This is a genomic window from Acidimicrobiia bacterium (genome assembly GCA_041394025.1).
Taxonomy (GTDB): domain Bacteria; phylum Actinomycetota; class Acidimicrobiia; order IMCC26256; family JAOSJL01; genus JAOSJL01.
On the sequence record JAWKJA010000004.1, the window covers coordinates 331,819 to 347,290 of the forward strand.

15 protein-coding genes, 1 tRNA gene and 1 pseudogene are annotated in these 15,472 nt (G+C 68.2%); 13 read left to right on the forward strand and 4 right to left on the reverse strand.

What is annotated here, in order from left to right:
* The first annotated feature begins 21 nt into the window (after positions 1-21).
* From topA to R3A49_13195, 6 genes and pseudogenes are all read left to right on the forward strand, one after another.
* Entirely contained in the window at positions 22-2,808 is a 2,787-nt protein-coding gene (topA, locus tag R3A49_13170; protein MEZ5171676.1) for a type I DNA topoisomerase, read from the forward strand.
* 40 nt (positions 2,809-2,848) lie between these two features.
* Positions 2,849-4,324, forward strand: coding sequence for an MFS transporter (locus R3A49_13175; protein ID MEZ5171677.1), 1,476 nt, complete (start codon positions 2,849-2,851; stop codon positions 4,322-4,324).
* A gap of 4 nt (positions 4,325-4,328) precedes the next feature.
* Positions 4,329-4,934, forward strand: a pseudogene (tmk, locus tag R3A49_13180) (dTMP kinase).
* A 20-nt stretch (positions 4,935-4,954) separates the two neighbouring features.
* On the forward strand, positions 4,955-6,085 hold the full coding sequence (locus R3A49_13185) for a hypothetical protein (GenBank protein MEZ5171678.1): 1,131 nt from the start codon (positions 4,955-4,957) through the stop codon (positions 6,083-6,085).
* A gap of 13 nt (positions 6,086-6,098) precedes the next feature.
* Positions 6,099-6,170, forward strand: a tRNA-Thr gene (locus R3A49_13190).
* A 540-nt stretch (positions 6,171-6,710) separates the two neighbouring features.
* The gene (locus tag R3A49_13195; GenBank protein MEZ5171679.1) at positions 6,711-7,025 is read left to right on the forward strand and encodes a DUF3303 family protein; all 315 of its coding nucleotides are present in this window, start codon (positions 6,711-6,713) and stop codon (positions 7,023-7,025) included.
* Between the two features lie 25 nt (positions 7,026-7,050).
* On the opposite strand, the gene R3A49_13200 is transcribed toward R3A49_13195, so the two are convergent.
* Both R3A49_13200 and R3A49_13205 read right to left on the reverse strand, forming a co-directional pair.
* Entirely contained in the window at positions 7,051-8,811 is a 1,761-nt protein-coding gene (locus R3A49_13200) for an NAD-binding protein (GenBank protein ID MEZ5171680.1), read from the reverse strand.
* A 106-nt stretch (positions 8,812-8,917) separates the two neighbouring features.
* The gene (locus tag R3A49_13205; GenBank protein ID MEZ5171681.1) at positions 8,918-9,373 is read right to left on the reverse strand and encodes a universal stress protein; all 456 of its coding nucleotides are present in this window, start codon (positions 9,371-9,373) and stop codon (positions 8,918-8,920) included.
* 130 nt (positions 9,374-9,503) lie between these two features.
* On the opposite strand from R3A49_13205, the gene R3A49_13210 reads away from it, so the two are divergent.
* The 3 genes from R3A49_13210 to R3A49_13220 all read left to right on the forward strand — a co-directional run bounded on the left by R3A49_13210 (position 9,504) and on the right by R3A49_13220 (position 10,629).
* On the forward strand, positions 9,504-9,728 hold the full coding sequence (locus R3A49_13210) for a hypothetical protein (GenBank protein ID MEZ5171682.1): 225 nt from the start codon (positions 9,504-9,506) through the stop codon (positions 9,726-9,728).
* On the forward strand, positions 9,725-10,024 hold the full coding sequence (locus tag R3A49_13215) for a hypothetical protein (protein MEZ5171683.1): 300 nt from the start codon (positions 9,725-9,727) through the stop codon (positions 10,022-10,024). Before R3A49_13210 ends, R3A49_13215 begins: the two co-directional genes overlap by 4 nt.
* A gap of 104 nt (positions 10,025-10,128) precedes the next feature.
* Positions 10,129-10,629 (forward strand): flavin reductase family protein, encoded by a 501-nt coding sequence (locus R3A49_13220; protein ID MEZ5171684.1) that lies wholly within the window; start codon positions 10,129-10,131, stop codon positions 10,627-10,629.
* A gap of 5 nt (positions 10,630-10,634) precedes the next feature.
* On the opposite strand, the gene R3A49_13225 is transcribed toward R3A49_13220, so the two are convergent.
* Entirely contained in the window at positions 10,635-11,150 is a 516-nt protein-coding gene (locus R3A49_13225) for a Gmad2 immunoglobulin-like domain-containing protein (GenBank protein MEZ5171685.1), read from the reverse strand.
* A gap of 265 nt (positions 11,151-11,415) precedes the next feature.
* Between R3A49_13225 and R3A49_13230 the strand changes: the two genes are divergently transcribed.
* Positions 11,416-12,423: a cytochrome P450 gene (locus R3A49_13230; GenBank protein MEZ5171686.1), complete on the forward strand. Its 1,008-nt coding sequence runs from the start codon at positions 11,416-11,418 to the stop codon at positions 12,421-12,423.
* Positions 12,420-13,136 carry a PIG-L deacetylase family protein gene (locus R3A49_13235; GenBank protein MEZ5171687.1) on the forward strand — a complete coding sequence of 239 codons (717 nt, stop codon included), beginning with the start codon at positions 12,420-12,422 and terminating at the stop codon, positions 13,134-13,136. The genes R3A49_13230 and R3A49_13235 overlap by 4 nt, the downstream gene beginning before the upstream one ends.
* Before the next feature lie 16 nt (positions 13,137-13,152).
* Here the strand turns inward: R3A49_13235 and R3A49_13240 are convergent, their stop codons facing one another.
* The gene (locus R3A49_13240) at positions 13,153-13,605 is read right to left on the reverse strand and encodes a hypothetical protein (protein MEZ5171688.1); all 453 of its coding nucleotides are present in this window, start codon (positions 13,603-13,605) and stop codon (positions 13,153-13,155) included.
* 135 nt (positions 13,606-13,740) lie between these two features.
* Here R3A49_13240 and R3A49_13245 point away from each other — a divergent pair, with 135 nt between their 5' ends.
* Both R3A49_13245 and R3A49_13250 read left to right on the forward strand, forming a co-directional pair.
* Complete coding sequence (locus R3A49_13245; protein MEZ5171689.1) at positions 13,741-14,232, forward strand: glutathione peroxidase; 492 nt, start codon at positions 13,741-13,743, stop codon at positions 14,230-14,232.
* A 49-nt stretch (positions 14,233-14,281) separates the two neighbouring features.
* Positions 14,282-15,427: a PQQ-dependent sugar dehydrogenase gene (locus tag R3A49_13250; GenBank protein ID MEZ5171690.1), complete on the forward strand. Its 1,146-nt coding sequence runs from the start codon at positions 14,282-14,284 to the stop codon at positions 15,425-15,427.
* Positions 15,428-15,472 lie beyond the last annotated feature (45 nt).

Below are 15,472 nucleotides of genomic sequence, written 5' to 3' on the forward strand. Positions count from 1 at the left end.
GGTCCTGACAGGAGACACACCGTGGCCAAGCCACTCGTGATCGTTGAATCCCCCGCCAAAGCACGCACCATCGAGGAGTACCTCGGTGGCGAGTACACCGTGAAGTCGAGCGTGGGGCATGTTCGCGATCTGGCCAGCAACGCTTCACAGGTTCCGGAGAAGTGGAGGGGAACAGAGGCCGGTCGCTACAGCGTCGAGATCGACAACCACTTCCGGCCCATCTACATCATCCCCGCCGGAAAGAAGAAGGTGGTGGCCGAGCTCCGCAAGGCGATGAGCAACGCCGACGAGCTCTACCTCGCCACCGACGAGGACCGCGAGGGTGAGGCCATCTCCTGGCACGTCCGGGAGGTCCTCGACAAGCAGATCAGCGCCAGCACCCCGGTGAAGCGCATGGTCTTCCACGAGATCACGCCCGAGGCGCTCCAGGAGGCGATGAACAACCCCCGAGAGCTCGACATGAAGCTGGTGGAGGCCCAGGAGGGGCGCCGCGTCCTCGACCGTCTCGTGGGGTGGGACCTCTTCACGGTCCTTCGCCGCAAGGTCGGCCAGGGACTGTCGGCCGGGCGCGTCCAGAGTGTGGCCACTCGACTCGTCGTGGAGCGCGAACGCGCACGGATGGCGTTCCGAAGCGGCGAGTACTGGGACCTCGAGGCCGTCTTCTCCGCCGATGGAGCGACCGTCGACGCGCGGCTCCTCGAGATCGACGGTCGCCGGATCGCCACAGGGCGCGACTTCGATCCCGACACCGGCCGGCTCGCCGACGACTCGGCCGTGCTCCAACTCGGTGGCGACGACGCGAAGGCACTACGGGAACGTCTCGGCTCCACCGATTTCTCGGTGACCTCGGTGGAGTCGAAGCCCTACACGTCGAACCCCAAGCCGCCGTTCATCACGTCGACCCTCCAGCAGGAAGCGGGACGCAAGCTCGGGTTCTCGGCATCGCGCACGATGGCAATCGCCCAGCGCCTCTACGAGCGTGGCTACATCACCTACATGCGCACCGACTCGGTCAACCTCTCCTCGCAGGCCGTGGCGGCCGCCCGCTCCCAGATCCGTGAGCTGTACGGCGCCGAGTACCTTCCCGAGAAGCCGCGCAGCTACTCGCGCAAGGTCAAGAACGCCCAGGAGGCGCACGAGGCGATCCGCCCCGCCGGGGAGTCGTTCCGGGTCCCCGACTCGGTGTCGGGGGAGCTCGACGCCGACGAACGCAAGGTCTACGAACTCGTGTGGAAGCGCACCGTTGCCTGCCAGATGGCGGCGTCGCGCGGTCACAATCTCGCGGTCCGCATCGTCGGCGACTCCAGCAATCAGGAAACGTGTACGTTCGCCGCGAGCGGCAAGACCATCGAGTTCCCCGGCTACCTGCGCGCCTACGTGGAAGGGTCCGACGACCCCGACGCGCGCCTCGACGACCAGGAGAGCCCGCTCCCGCCCCTCACCGAGGGGCAGTCGGTCGGCTGTGAGGAGCTCGAACCCACGAGCCATGCGACCAAGCCACCCGCTCGCTACACCGAGGCCAGCCTCGTCAAGGAGTTGGAGGAGCGCGGCATCGGTCGCCCGTCCACCTACGCCAGCGTGATCGGCACGATCATCGAGCGCGGCTACGTCTTCAAGAAGGGCTCCGCGCTCGTTCCGGCGTTCATCGCGTTCGCAGTGGTGCAGCTGCTGGAGCGCCACTTCACGCACCTCATCGACTACGGCTTCACGGCGCGCATGGAGGAGGACCTCGACGTGATCGCCCGTGGCGAGGGTGAGTCGGAGAAGTGGCTCGACCAGTTCTACAACGGGAACGGGCAGCCGGGGCTCAAGGAGCTCACCACCGACGAGCAGATCGCCGGGATCGACGCCCGCGAGGTCAACTGCATCCACCTGAACCTCGACGCGGGCGACGACGTCCCTGAGACCGTCGTGCGCTGCGGCCGCTACGGCCCGTTCCTCGACCGCGACGGCGAGACGGCATCGCTTCCCGAGGACCTGCCCCCCGACGAGCTCACGCTCGAGTACATCGAGCAGCGCTTCACGCAGGCCAAGGACGGCGGTCGCGTCGTCGGTATCGATCCGGTGAGCGGTGACGAGATCCTCGCCAAGGACGGGCGCTTCGGCCCGTTCCTCCAGGTCGGTGAGCTCACCGACGACGGCCCGAAGCCCAGGACGGCGTCGCTGTTCAAGACCATGAGCCTCGAGACCGTCGACCTCGACACGGCCCTGAAGCTCCTGTCTCTTCCCCGCGTCGTCGGCGAGGACTCCGAGGGACGTGAGATCACCGCGCAGAACGGCCGCTACGGCCCCTACCTGAAACGCTCCGACGGTGAGAGCCGCAGCCTCGAGGAGGAGGAACACATCTTCTCGGTCACCGTTGGCGAGGCGGAGGCCCTCTACGCGCAACCCAAGCGGCGCGGTCGTCAGAGGACGGCGCTGGCCGAGCTGGGCGAGCACCCCGACAACGGCAAGCAGGTGAAGATCCTCGAGGGCCGCTACGGCCCCTACGCCACCGACGGCGTCACCAACGCGTCGATTCCCCGCGGTCGCACCCCCGAGGAGGTCACGCTCAACGAGGCCGTGGAGATGCTCCGCGACCGCCTCGCCAAGGGCCCGGTCAAGAAGGCGAAGAAGAAGCCGGCGAAGAAGACGACGAAGAAGGCCACCAAGAAGAAGGCGGCGAAGAAGAAGGCGGCGAAGAAGAAGCCGGCGAAGAGGAAGCCGACGGCGAAGCGGAAGGCACCGGCGAAGAAGCCGACGGCGAAGCGGAAGGCACCGGCGAAGAAGGCGGCGGGCGAGCCGGCCGCGCCCGACGGTGACAGCTAGCGACGCCGCCCGCGTCGCGCACCGAACCTAGGCTTCCCTCGTGACCGGCTCCGACGATGAGCACGTCAGCCACATCGGATCCGACGACGCCCCGTTCATCCCGCACAGCGCTGACGAGGACGCCGTCCCACCCGAGCCGTGGCGCGTCTTCGGTTCCAAGGCCTTCTTCCGACTCTGGATCGCCCAGGTCTTCTCCAGTCTCGGCGACTGGATCGGGCTCCTGGCGATCCTCGCGATCGCAAACCGTGTCTCGAGCGGGAACGCCGCTGCACTGAGCCTGGTGATGGTGGCCCGGATGCTCCCCGGGTTCATCTTCGCCCCGATCTGTGGAGCGTTGGTCGACCGGTGGGACCGAAAGCGCGTCATGTTCGTCTGCGACCTGTCGCGCGCCGGGATCATCGCCCTGCTCCCGTTCGTCGACACGATCTTCATGCTCGTCGTGGCGTCGTTCGCGCTCGAGATCCTCACACTGTTCTGGGGGCCCGCGAAGGACGCGTCCGTTCCGCATCTCGTGTCGCGCGACGCCCTGGCCCAGGCCAACTCGTTGTCGATGGTCGCCAGTTTCGGGACGTTCCCCCTCGGAGCGCTCGTCTTCGCCAGCCTCGCCGGGCTCGCCGAGTGGCTCGGGAACTTCGACGCCTTGAGCGTGCTCTCTGCCGATCAGGAGGCGCTCGCGCTCTTCCTCGATGCCCTGAGCTACCTGGCGTCGGGGATCATCGTGCTGTCGCTGCCGATCCCACGGAAACGCCGGATGGGCGACCAGCGTGCCGACTGGGTTCAGACGTGGCGAGACGTGAAGGACGGCATCCGCTACATCGCGACCCACGAGCTCGTGCGCGGAGTGATGATCGGCCTGGCCGGCGGTCTTCTCGGCGGCGGCATGATGATCCCGCTCGGGCCGGTGTTCTCCCAGGAGGTCCTCGGTGAGGGGACGTCGGGCTTCGGTCTGCTCATGTTCTCGCTCGGGTTGGGTGCGGCCATCGGTGTCGTCCTGCTGCTCTCCGTGCAGCGCCGCCTGCCCCGCGAGCAGGTCTTCTGGGTGTCGACCGTCACGGTGGGTGTGGGCATCTTCCTGGCGGCATCGTTCTCCGCACTCCCCGCCACCATGCTCATCACGGTGGTCGTCGGGGCCGGAGCGGGCTCGGGCTACGTCACAGGCTTCACACTTCTCCAGGAGCACACACACGACGACGTACGCGGCCGGACGTTCGCCGCGCTCTACACGATCGTTCGCGTGTGCCTGCTCTTCGCGCTCACCGTCTCGCCGCTGTTCGCAGGGATCTTCGACGCCATCTCCGACGCGGCCTTCACCGACTCGGCCTTCGAGGTGAGCGGCCAGGTGATCCATCTCCCGGGTGTGCGGTTGGCCCTGTGGCTGGGCGGGCTGATCTGTGTGGTCGCCGGGCTCTGGTCGCGCCACGACATCCAGGACGCGCTCCGCAGGCAGGCGAGCGACGACTCTGCATCCGGAGACCCTGCATCCGACGACGAGACGGAGGAGATGTCGGGTGGTTGAGCGATCCGGCGGGCTGTTCATCGTGCTCGAGGGGGGCGAGGGCTGTGGGAAGAGCACGCAGGTCGGGCTCCTCGCCGACCGGCTACGTGACGCCGGTCGTGACGTCGTCACGACGTTCGAGCCCGGCGCGACCGTGCTCGGCGCGCAGATCCGGAGACTTCTTCTCGGGGGAGGGGAGATCGACCCACGCACCGAGGCGCTGCTGATGGCCGCCGACCGTGCGGCGCACGTCGCCGAGGTCGTTCGTCCGGCGCTCAGCCGCGGTGAGATCGTGATCTCGGACCGCTTCGTGCCGTCGTCGGTCGCGTACCAGGGTGTCGGTCGCGACCTCGGGGTCGAGCGGATCGGGGCGCTCAGTGCCTGGGCCACCGGTGGGCTCGACCCCGACATCGTCGTCGTTCTCGACGTCGACGCCGCCACCGCCGCCACCCGGCTGGGAGATCCGACCGACCGGATGGAGCGTGAGTCGTCGGACTTCCACGCAGGGGTCCGGGCCGCCTACCGGGACCTGGCGGCATCGCACGGCTGGCGGGTCGTCGACGGCTCGGGAGACCGCGACGCAGTGGCTGCCGCCGTCTGGGACTGCGTCGCTCCCGTAGTGCGTCACTGAGGTCCGCAGAGCGGACCTCAGTGACGCACTGGTTTAGGCTCGCCGGCGTGTGGGACGACGTCTTCGGCCAGGACCGTGCTGTGGCGCTGCTCCAGCGCGCCGCCGGGCACCCCGTGCACAGCTACCTCCTCGTGGGGCCACGGGGCTCGGGCGTGGAGGAGGCCGCCCGGGCCTTCGCGGGAGCGCTGGTTCTCGGCGACGACGCCGACGAGGGCGCAATCGACCGCGTCCGTCGTGGCCGTCATCCCGACGTCGTCGAGTTCGAACCGACGGGAGCGTCGTACTCGGTGGTCGACGACATCCGCCGGCGCATCATCCCCACGGCCTTCCAGAGCCCGGTGGAGGCCGAGCACCGGGTCCTGATCCTCTGGGAGGCGGAGAGACTGAGAGGCCAGCGCGACGAGTCACAGAACGCGCTGCTGAAGACCATCGAGGAGCCGCCGGAGCGCACGCACCTGCTCCTCGTGACGGACGCGCCGAACGACCTTCTCATCACCGTTCGGTCCCGGTGTCAGCGGATCGACTTCTCCGCCCTGGGTGACGATCAGCTACGCCGTGCCCTCCGCGACGCCGATGTCCCCGACGATGTCGTGGAGACAGCGGTGCGGTTGGCGGGTGGGAGGCTCGACCGGGCACGCGCGTTCGCCGGACCGAGACTGCCGCTGCGAAACGCGTTCGTCGACGCCGTCGTGGATCTGGGCGCCTCCGGTGCGGCCGTGCTGCGTGCAGCAGAGTCGATGGCCGCCGCCGTGGCCGACGACCAGGAGTTGTTGACCGCGGAGCTGGAGGTGGAGGCCACCGAGCTGGACGCCGAGATCGAACGCTCCGGCTACCCGGACCGCACCGCCGGCGCCATGCGCAAGCGCCTGGCCGACGACCACAGGCGTCGGTTGCGCCGCTCCCGCGTCGACGCCCTCATCGAGGGCATCACCACACTGGAGAGCGTGTACCGCGACGCCCTCGCTCCCGATGCCCAGCCGCGGAACCCCGACCGACCGCGCCTGCGTGTCGACGCCCGCGCCGCCGCCGAGGCGATCGACGCCTGCCGGGTTGCGCGCGAGGCGCTCGTCGAGCACAACCCCAACGAGGCACTGCTGCTGGAGCGGCTCGTGTTCGCGCTCCCCACGGGAGCTGTGGCAGCCGACGGGTAGAGTGGACGACCCCGCCGGGATAGCTCAGTGGTAGAGCAGCTCACTCGTAATGAGCAGGCCAGGGGTTCGAGTCCCCTTCCCGGCTCTTACGGTCGCGCGCGGCCCCGCTCCCGTCTTCTGTCGGCGAACGAGTTCGGCGTCTTCAGGGGGAGGAGAAGCTCAGCGGGCTGAACGCGAGAGTCGCGATTCCCATGACGAAGAGAGTTGCCGCGGTCACGGTCAGGACGCGCCGACGCCGAGGGTTCTCGAACCGTGTGGCGACGCCCACCGAAGCAAGTACAGCAGCGAACAGAACGCCGAGGCCTCCGTAAAGCGCTCCGTTCTTGGACGCGCGACGACTCCGTCGCTTCGCTCCCTCGACTCGGCGTTCAAGACCTCCGCCTCGCCGCGTGTGATGACAACGTCGTACTTCGGGTCGTCGAACGGAGGCGCAAGCGGGACGCCGCGGCTGTCGACGGGCGCCTCAGCGAGATAGGACTGTAACGGCGGTCGGACAACTCGAAGATGGCATCCGCCGCGGCCTCGTCGCCATCATCTAGCGCCACGCGCCATTCGATGTAGAGGATGGTGTCCTCCAGTCCGATCCGGTCCGCTTCGGCTGAGATCTCGAGCGGGTCTTCGCTCAGTGCCGCCGCGTCGAAAGTTCGTCACGACATGGACCGCACGCGAACACGGGGCCGCCTCGGCGGAGGCGGTTCGACGGGGGCTCGAGCTCTTCGGGAAGTGGTCGCCACCCGATGACGTCACGTTCCACGAGTTCGTGGGGCGTCTCGACGGCACCGGCGGGTTCGCCGTCATCGAGACCGACAACCCGCCGAGTCTTGGTGAGGCCTCGGCCAAGTTCGGGCCCTACTTCGAGTTCCACATCTACCCGGTCGTCGACATCGGCGACCAGGCAGCACTCGGCTCTGAGGGCGTCGAATGGAGGGCGTCGATCTAGCCGAGCTCGTCCCTCGCGGCGCGCGTCACAGCCGCACGATCTGATACCCCGCGCGGGCGAGAAATTCTGGGATCGCGCGGACCGCCGATCTGTCGCGCTCGCGGATGTCGTCCTCGAGGTCGTCCCACGGCACCAGGTGGGGAGTCGTCCTCCGGCTGGCGTCCTTCGGCCGGGCGTCGTGGGTCCATCCGTGCCGTCGGCGCTCATCGACCCAGCGTGTGTGCTCCATCTCGGCGAGACGCTCGATCTCCGCATCGGTGAAGCGGAACGACACGGCGTCCCCGTCAAACAGCGGCACGAGATCGCAGCCCACGGCACGGATCTTCACGCCCAGGTGATCGGCCTGGTCCCGGTTGGACTCCTGGAGGGCCGAAGGGAGTTCGTCCCAGGCAACGGCCGCCGGATCCGATGAGCGTGTCGAGGCGTCGTCCGTCAGATTCTCCAGGTAGTCGTCGTGGATCGCCCGCGCGATCTGCTCGCGTGTCCCGCCGAGCAGTGCCTCGACGTTGCACGTCCGGTCGAGAAGTGGAAAGACTGCGAGCTCACACCGACCGGACCGCTTCTCGACGTCGGAGGCGAGCCGCGCGAGGCCGGTCGACTCGGAAGTGCGCACCACGATCGGGACGGCGGAGTCACGGAGCTGAGGCGCGAGCGAGAACGCGGTCGAGAGTCCGTCGGCGTCGCTACCGAGACAGACATAGACCGACGTGGCTGTCACCGGCCCACCCGCGTTGGTGAGGAAGTCGCCGCTTCGGAACTCGGCCGACCCGATGTCCATGTCGAGTGCCACCACATCGCAGACGTCCTCGATTCGGGGGTGGAGCCCGCGCAGCCGAGCGACTCTACGACCTGCCTCACGGTCGACGACCGTGACCCGGAGCTTCGAGGCGATCGGCCTTTCGGTTCCATGCATCGACAGAGCGGCCTGCGCTACCAGCCTCGTACCGAAATCCCCGAGGCCGACCACGACCATGTGCACTTCTCCTGAGCTGTTTCCACGAGAGTCGGGAGGATGCTCGCGAAGGAGAATCCGGGCGCCGGCTTCCTGCGCGTTGAAGAAGTCCAGTCGAAACGGGATCTCGCGTCGCAACGCGATCTCCTCCCTTCGGAGGAGCGCGCACAGTTGTGGATCGGCGATGTCGGCGATGCAGCTCAACGTGGCCCCCGAGGTCGTCGTCAGGAGCTCGCGTGCCTGGACGGCGACCTCGGCGGACGCGGCGTCTGATCCGCATACGACCACCAGGTGTGTGGCCCTCGGGACACCGGCCTTGCGGAGAAGGGCCGGATCCCGCGCATCGCCCCGAACGACGTGGGCTCCACGCTCGAGTGCCGCTTCGATGTGTGCGCACGACGCGTTCTGCTCGACGGCGACGACGCGGAACCCGCTGTCGCGCAACGAGCGGATCGCCAACGAGCCCTTCCGGCCCGCACCACACACCACAACGTGTCCTCGAAGGCGCGCGATCCGAACGGCCTCGAGCTGATCGCGGAAGATGAACAGCAGCGCGCTCACGACGGCGAACCCGGCGGCGACGGGGGCGAGGAACCGTGCTACATCGAGCGCCCAGGGGACATCACCCTCGACACTCCCCGACTCGAGCGCCAGGAGCTGCACGTCGCGGTAGAGGACGTCTCCGACGGTCCAGCCGGCACCCTGGGCGTCGGAGTACTCACGGAACCCGACGTAGCCCAACACCAGGGCGACGACCGCCAGTGCCGTGATCAGGTGCCAGTGGTAGTCGCGCGTGACGCGGGCCACGGTACGCACCGCTGCGTCAACCTCCACCCGGGTTGGTCATCGTGCGCAGATCGTAGAGGCCCGACGGAAAACGCGGGAAGGCTGCAGCAGCTCGGCGACAGCCGGCGCGTCACGTGTCGGAGTGCCAGGAGGGCTACTCGTGGTGCTGGCCTGTCACCACGACGGGGCACGGGGCATGGCGCACGACGTGGTCGGAGACCGAGCCGAGCACCGCACGCTTGAAGCCGCCGTGACCACGCGATCCCATCACGACCGCTGCCACCTCTTCCTTCGCGGCGAAGTCGCAGATGGCGCGGCCGGGATCTCCGATCAGCACCTCGGTGCGGGCTGCGTCGAGGCCCAGAGCGGCCCTGCCGTCAGCGACGAGCTTCTCCGCCACCTCGAGGCGTTCCGCCTCCGTGCGGTCGAACTCCTCGGCCGACATCGTTCCCCCCGCCATGCCGGTGCCCGTGACGAGGGACGGGTCGGGCGTGCCGATCACCGTGGCGACCACGAACGTCGTATCCGGTGCGAGAACGGCAATGCCCTCGGCCACGGCCTCGAGACACCGCTCGGAACCGTCCAGACACGCCAGCACGGTCTCGCCCATCACGGCTCCCTGCTCGTTTCCCGGCTCGTCAACTCAGTCGACGCTACCCGAGTCCGTCACGGGCATCCGTGCCCGCGGATAGCGTTCACTCCGATCAGCCGGTCCGTCGAACGACAGAGAGATCGCCACCATGCCATTGTCTGTTGCCATGCTCGGAGCACCCGAGTTCTTGATCATCGCGCTCGTCGTTCTGGCACTCGTCGGGTTCATCTGGGGTCTCGTCGATGCCATCCAACGCGGCCAGACGGGCTGGTGGGTCGCCGTGCTCGTCGGCTGGATCTTCGGGCTCGGATGGCTGATCGGCTGGATCTACCTGATCCTGGTCCGCCCCGGTCTGCGGGAGGGACCGACATGACAGCCCCGGTCGGCTACCTCGACGGCGGCTCGGCGAGCCTCATCGCCGCCCTCCTGATCGCCTCCCTCGCCCTCCTCGGCCTGACGATCTGGGGTCTCGTCGACGCCATCCAACGCGGCCAGACGGGCTGGTGGGTCGGCATCCTCGTCGGATGGCTCATCGGTGTGGGTTGGATCGTGGCGGGGATCTACGTCGCTGCCATTCGCCCGGGCCTCAGGCGTGACGAGATGACGCGCGGCTCCCGAGGTGACGCACCACCGCCCCCACCGCCGCCAGGCGACGACATCATCAGCTGACCGGACTGACGGGAGCCGTCGGTCGTGTAGGCACCGACCGATCTCACGACCTTCGCGGAGTGGTGGACGGTGTGGTACGCGAACATCATGGAAGGCGACGGCCGATGAGCCGCACACTCGACGACCTCTGCGGTGACCTGTCGTACCCGATGGTCGCGGTGTCGGCGTCATCCGACGACGGCGAGCGCGACGCGTGCCTCGTCGGGTTCTCGACCCAAATCAGCATCCAGCCGTGGCGCTACCTCGTCGGGCTCTCCGTGCGGAACAGGACCTTCCAGCTCGCGCAGCGCTGCCCTGTCGTGGCGGTGCACTTCCTGCAAACGGGGGATCTGGACCTTGCCCGACTCCTGGGGTCGGCCAGCGAGCGGGATGCCGACAACGGCAAGTCGACCCGCCTGGAGACGCTGTGGTCCGAGGGCCCCGAGGGCTCCGCGCTGATCGACGGTTGCGAGAACTGGTTCGTGGGTCGGATCCTCGCCCGCCACCCGTGCGGCGACCACGTGGCCCATGTGCTCGAGCCCGTGGCTCAGAACGTGTCGTCCGGGCCCTTCGAGCAACTCGATGGGTCCGCCGTGATGGATCTGGAGCCCGGGCAGGCGCCCTAGCCTCGTCAGCCGATCTCGACCGGGATCTCGACGACGTTGCGTCGCGCTCCGGGATCGTCGGAGGCGACGTCGCTCTCCCAGAGGGTCAACGTTGCCGGCCCTGGGGCCGCGTCGAACTCGATCGTCTCCTCGAACGGACCCCAGTTGTCGTTGGCACCCGTCGACGTGAAGAAACTGTCGTAGACCACGGTGCCGCTGCTGTCGGTGACCGAGATGAGGACGTTGCCCTCGAACGTCGCCGACGAACCGGTGACCGTGAGGGGACTCGTCACGGTCTCGCCCGCAACCGGCGACTCGACACGGATCGTTGCCGATTCACCGGTGCCGTCGGGTGCCGACGAGGTGATCGTCGGCGGATCGGTGGTGGATGTCGTCGATGCGTCTGCAGCAGATGTCGTCGTGTCGTCCGCTTGTGCCGTCGTGGTCGTCGCGCCGCTGTCGCCGTCGTCGGTGCCGCACGATGCCACGACAGCGAGGAGAACCGGCAGGCAGGCGGCGGCGATTCTGGATCGAGTCGTCACGTATCCAAGTCTGCCATTTTCGTCGTTCCGATACGTGGCAGCCTTCCCGGCGACGAGGACGATCTGTTGCTAACGTCGGCCGATCGCACCGCCAAGCTCGTCTTCGCCGCCGGAGATCGACGCCGCTCTCGTTGCCTCCGACCCGCGCGCCGCCCACAGGTCACTCGGGTCCGGCGCCACCGTCGCCCGTAGTGCGCGCGGGTACGAGGTCTTCAGCCACACCGGGATCGAGGCGGGCTACTCGAACCGGGATCTCGTGTCCGCCGTGGCGAAACAGTTGGCAGATCTCGGTATCGACCCGTCGATGATGACCGGCGGCGGAGGGAATCTCCAGACCAACGAGGGCCCGGACCACGCAAGATTCCGGCGTGTCGTGTCGCGCTGGTTCACACCGCGGGCGGTCGACAGAATGCGGCCGCTCGTGAGGGCTCGCACCGAGGAACTCCTCGCGCCTCTCACTGATACGGGAGGTGGCGACTTCATGCGCGATGTGTCGGCTCGTGTCCCGGGACCGGTCTTCTGCTGGATGATGGGTGCCGACCCCGCCGCCGGGGACCGTCTCTTCAGTCTGGCGGAGATTCTCCTGAAGGCGTTCGACGGCAACTTCGACGACGCGGAGGTGCTGCTCGGCGCGGCCGCCGAGATGCAGGAGTTCGTGGAGGCGCTCGCGGCGGAGAAGAAGGCCGAGCCGGACGGGCAGCTGATGTCGGTGCTCCTCGCGGCATCCGACGCGGGTGAGATCACCGAGGCCGACGTGAGGTCGCTGTCGTTCGAGATGCTGAGCGCGTCGACCGACAACACGGCCCACTCCATGGCGGGTGCCATGACGATTCTCGCCGAGCACCCCGACGAGTACGAACGGTTGCGCGCGGATCGAAGCCTCATTCCGTCGGCTGTGGAGGAGTGCCTCCGCCTCGTCCCGCGTGTGGTGAGCGACCCGCACTACACGGAGCACGGCACGACACTGCTCGGGGTGGAGATCCCACCCGACACGATGGTCCACTTCCACAGCGTGGTCGGCAACGTCGACCCGTCGATCTACCCCGACCCCGAGGTCTTCGACATCGGACGCGAGCACGCCCGTCCGCAGCTGAACTTCGGTGTCGGACGGCACTACTGCCTCGGCGCCGCTCTCGCGCGGATGGAGATGCAGGAGATCCTCGACACGGTGTGTGACGCCTGGTCATCGTTCACGGTCGACAACGGAGCCGAGATCGAGACGACCGTCACGCTTCACATCGAGAGCCTTCCCCTCTCTGTCACGCCGGCATGAGTGATCGCCTGGAGACTCTCCCCGAGGACTGGGACCGTGCTCTCGCGATCGTGGCGCACCCCGACGACCTCGAGTACGGGGCCGCCGCCGCCATCGCGCGCTGGACGTCTCAGGGGAAGACCGTCACCTACCTGCTCGCCACCCGCGGTGAGGCGGGGATCGCCGGCATGTCACCCGCCGAGGCCGGTCCGCTCCGGGAGGACGAGGAGCGGCGCAGCGCTGCGGTGGTCGGTGTCGACACGGTCGAGTTCCTCGACCACACCGATGGGATCGTCGAGTACGGGCTTCCGCTTCGACGCGACATCGCACTCGCCGTGCGGCGTCACCGCCCCGAGGTCGTGATCACGAACAACCACCGCGACACCTGGGGCGGGTCGGTGCTCAACATGGCCGACCACCGCAACGTCGGCCTCGCGGTACAGGACGGTGTGCGCGACGCCGGCAACGAGTGGGTCTTCACCGACGACACACCGCCCGCGTGGGGCGGCGTGCGTATGGTGTGCCACAACGGGTCACCGGAGCCGACACACGGCGTCGACGTCTCGGGCCACTTCGACCTCGGCATCGCATCGCTTCGGGAGCACCGCGCCTACCTCGAGGGCCTGGGTCAGACACCTGACGACGCCGCGGACTGGCTCACCGGGGGAGCCGAGGCGGCGGGGGAGCGTCTCGGTGTTCGCTACGGCGTCACCTTCGAGGTCTTCGACTTCTGACGCCGCACAGCTCCGGTCAGGACGCCGAGAGCCCCAGCGACTCGAAGAAGACCGGGATGGCGTGCCCGCCGCCGGCGGACTGGAGTTCGAGCTCGGAACTCTCACCGGCTTCGTCGGTCATGACGAGGAGGTGCGTCGTCTTCTTCTTCTCGGCACCGATCTGCGTCGTCGAACGGTCCCATCGCCGGAGCTCCCCTTTGACCTTCCACTTCGTTCCACGGGGCTTCGCGTCGAAGGCGATGATCGAGGAGTCCGTCACGGCGAGCAGCATCATCTTCGACAGGCCACCCGAGCGCTTCTTGGCCTGTTTGCCGGCGATCATCCCACCGAGAGGGCTGACGGCGCTGAGCCCCATGGCTCCCATCGACCCGGCCGGCGTCACGAGCATGGCGCTCCGTACGGTTTCGTCGCAGTGGGGTTGGACCTGCTCGACGAACGTGGCGATCTGCTTCTCACCCTTGTCGGTCACGGGGACTCTCCCTCCGGGCTACGGCGCCGGTCAGCGCCACGGTACGCCGCTCGGCGACGGGGTGCCCGGGCACGCCCGACCGGGGGATGGGATGATGGGCCGGCATCCGCCACTGATCTACAGGAGGACACCGCCGTGCCCACGCTCCACGACATCCCCGTCAACACCCTCTCGGGAGACCCCTCGAGTCTGGGGGAGCACAGCGGCAAGGCTGTCCTCGTCGTGAACGTCGCCTCGAAGTGCGGGCTCACGCCGCAGTACGAAGGTCTCCAGAAGCTCCACGACACCTACGCCGACCGTGGTTTCACCGTCGTCGGCTTTCCGTGCAACCAGTTCCTCGAACAGGAGCCGGGCACAGCCGACGAGATCCAAGAGTTCTGTTCGGTCAACTACGGCGTGACGTTCCCCCTCTACGAGAAGATCGAGGTGAACGGCGACGGCCGTCACGCCATCTACGAGGAGCTCACCGCCACGGCCGACGCCGACGGCGAGGCCGGCGACATCACCTGGAACTTCGAGAAGTTCCTCGTGTCGCCTGAGGGCGAGACCGTGGCCCGTTTCCGCCCGCAGACCGAACCCGACGACGAGGCGCTGGTGAGCGCCATCGAAGACGCACTCCCCGACTGAGGATGGCTCTCGCTTCAGCTTCACGCCCCCGGCTGTCGATGAACCGGTGATGCGTCGATTTTCCGCGCTGGTTCTCACAGTCGGCCTGGGTCTCAGCGGCTGTTTCGTGGTGAACGACCCGGTGCCGCCGGCGGGGCCCGCGGCGCCGACCATCGCCCTCGAGATCGTCACGACCGGCCTCACCAAGCCGTGGGACATCGCCTTCACGAGCCAGGGGGTCGCCTTCTTCACCGAGCGCGGCGGCGACATCTCGGCGCTCGTCGACCGGGAGAAGCGCGTCATGCACCGCCCCGGCGACGTGCGCGTCAACAGCGAGGGCGGGATGCTCGGTCTCGCCGTCGACCCGCAGTTCCACAGCGGGATGCCCTACCTCTACACCTGCTTCGCGTCGACGCTCGGCGCGGGAGGTGGCGCCGCCGCCGACGTGCGTGTCGTCCGGTGGCGCTTCGGGTTCTCGGGGCTCACCGACCGCACCGACATCGTCACCGGCATGCCCTACTCGAGCGGTCGTCACTCGGGGTGCCGCCCCCGTTTCGGGCCCGACGGGAACCTCTGGATCACCACGGGCGACGCGGCGATCGGCACCACGCCCCAGGACCTCACGTCACTCGGCGGGAAGGTGCTGCGCGTCGACCGCAACGGTTCCCCGGCAGCCGGGAATCCCGACCTCACGGCGCTCGACGCGTCGGCGCGCGGCGAGATCTACACGTACGGGCACCGCAACCCCCAGGGCATTGCCTTCCGCCCGAACACGAACGTTGCCTACAGCGTGGAGCACGGGCCCGGCACCGACGACGAGGTGAACCGCCTCGTCAAGGGTATGAACGCCGGGTGGAATCCCGTTCCGGGCTACAACGAGTCGGTCCCGATGACGGACGTCACGCTCCCCGGCAACGTCGTGGGCCCCGTGTGGGCGTCGCGGAGCCCCACGATCGCGCCTTCGGGCGGCGACTTCCTCCGCTGGGCGAAGTGGAAGGGCTGGAGCGGCGCGCTCGTGGTCGCCGTCCTGAAGGGACGTCAACTCCGGGTGCTGTTCCTGAACGGTGCGGGTGACGTGACGGCAGAGACCACGCTGCTCACGGAGCTCGGCCGACGGATCCGCAGCGTCGTGCACAACCCCACCAACGGCGACCTCTACATCACGACCGATGACGATGGCGGCGACGGCCAGATCTGGCGGCTGACGACCGTCTGACCTCCCTCCCGATCCATCCCATACGTGGCAGTGCGGGACGCGCGG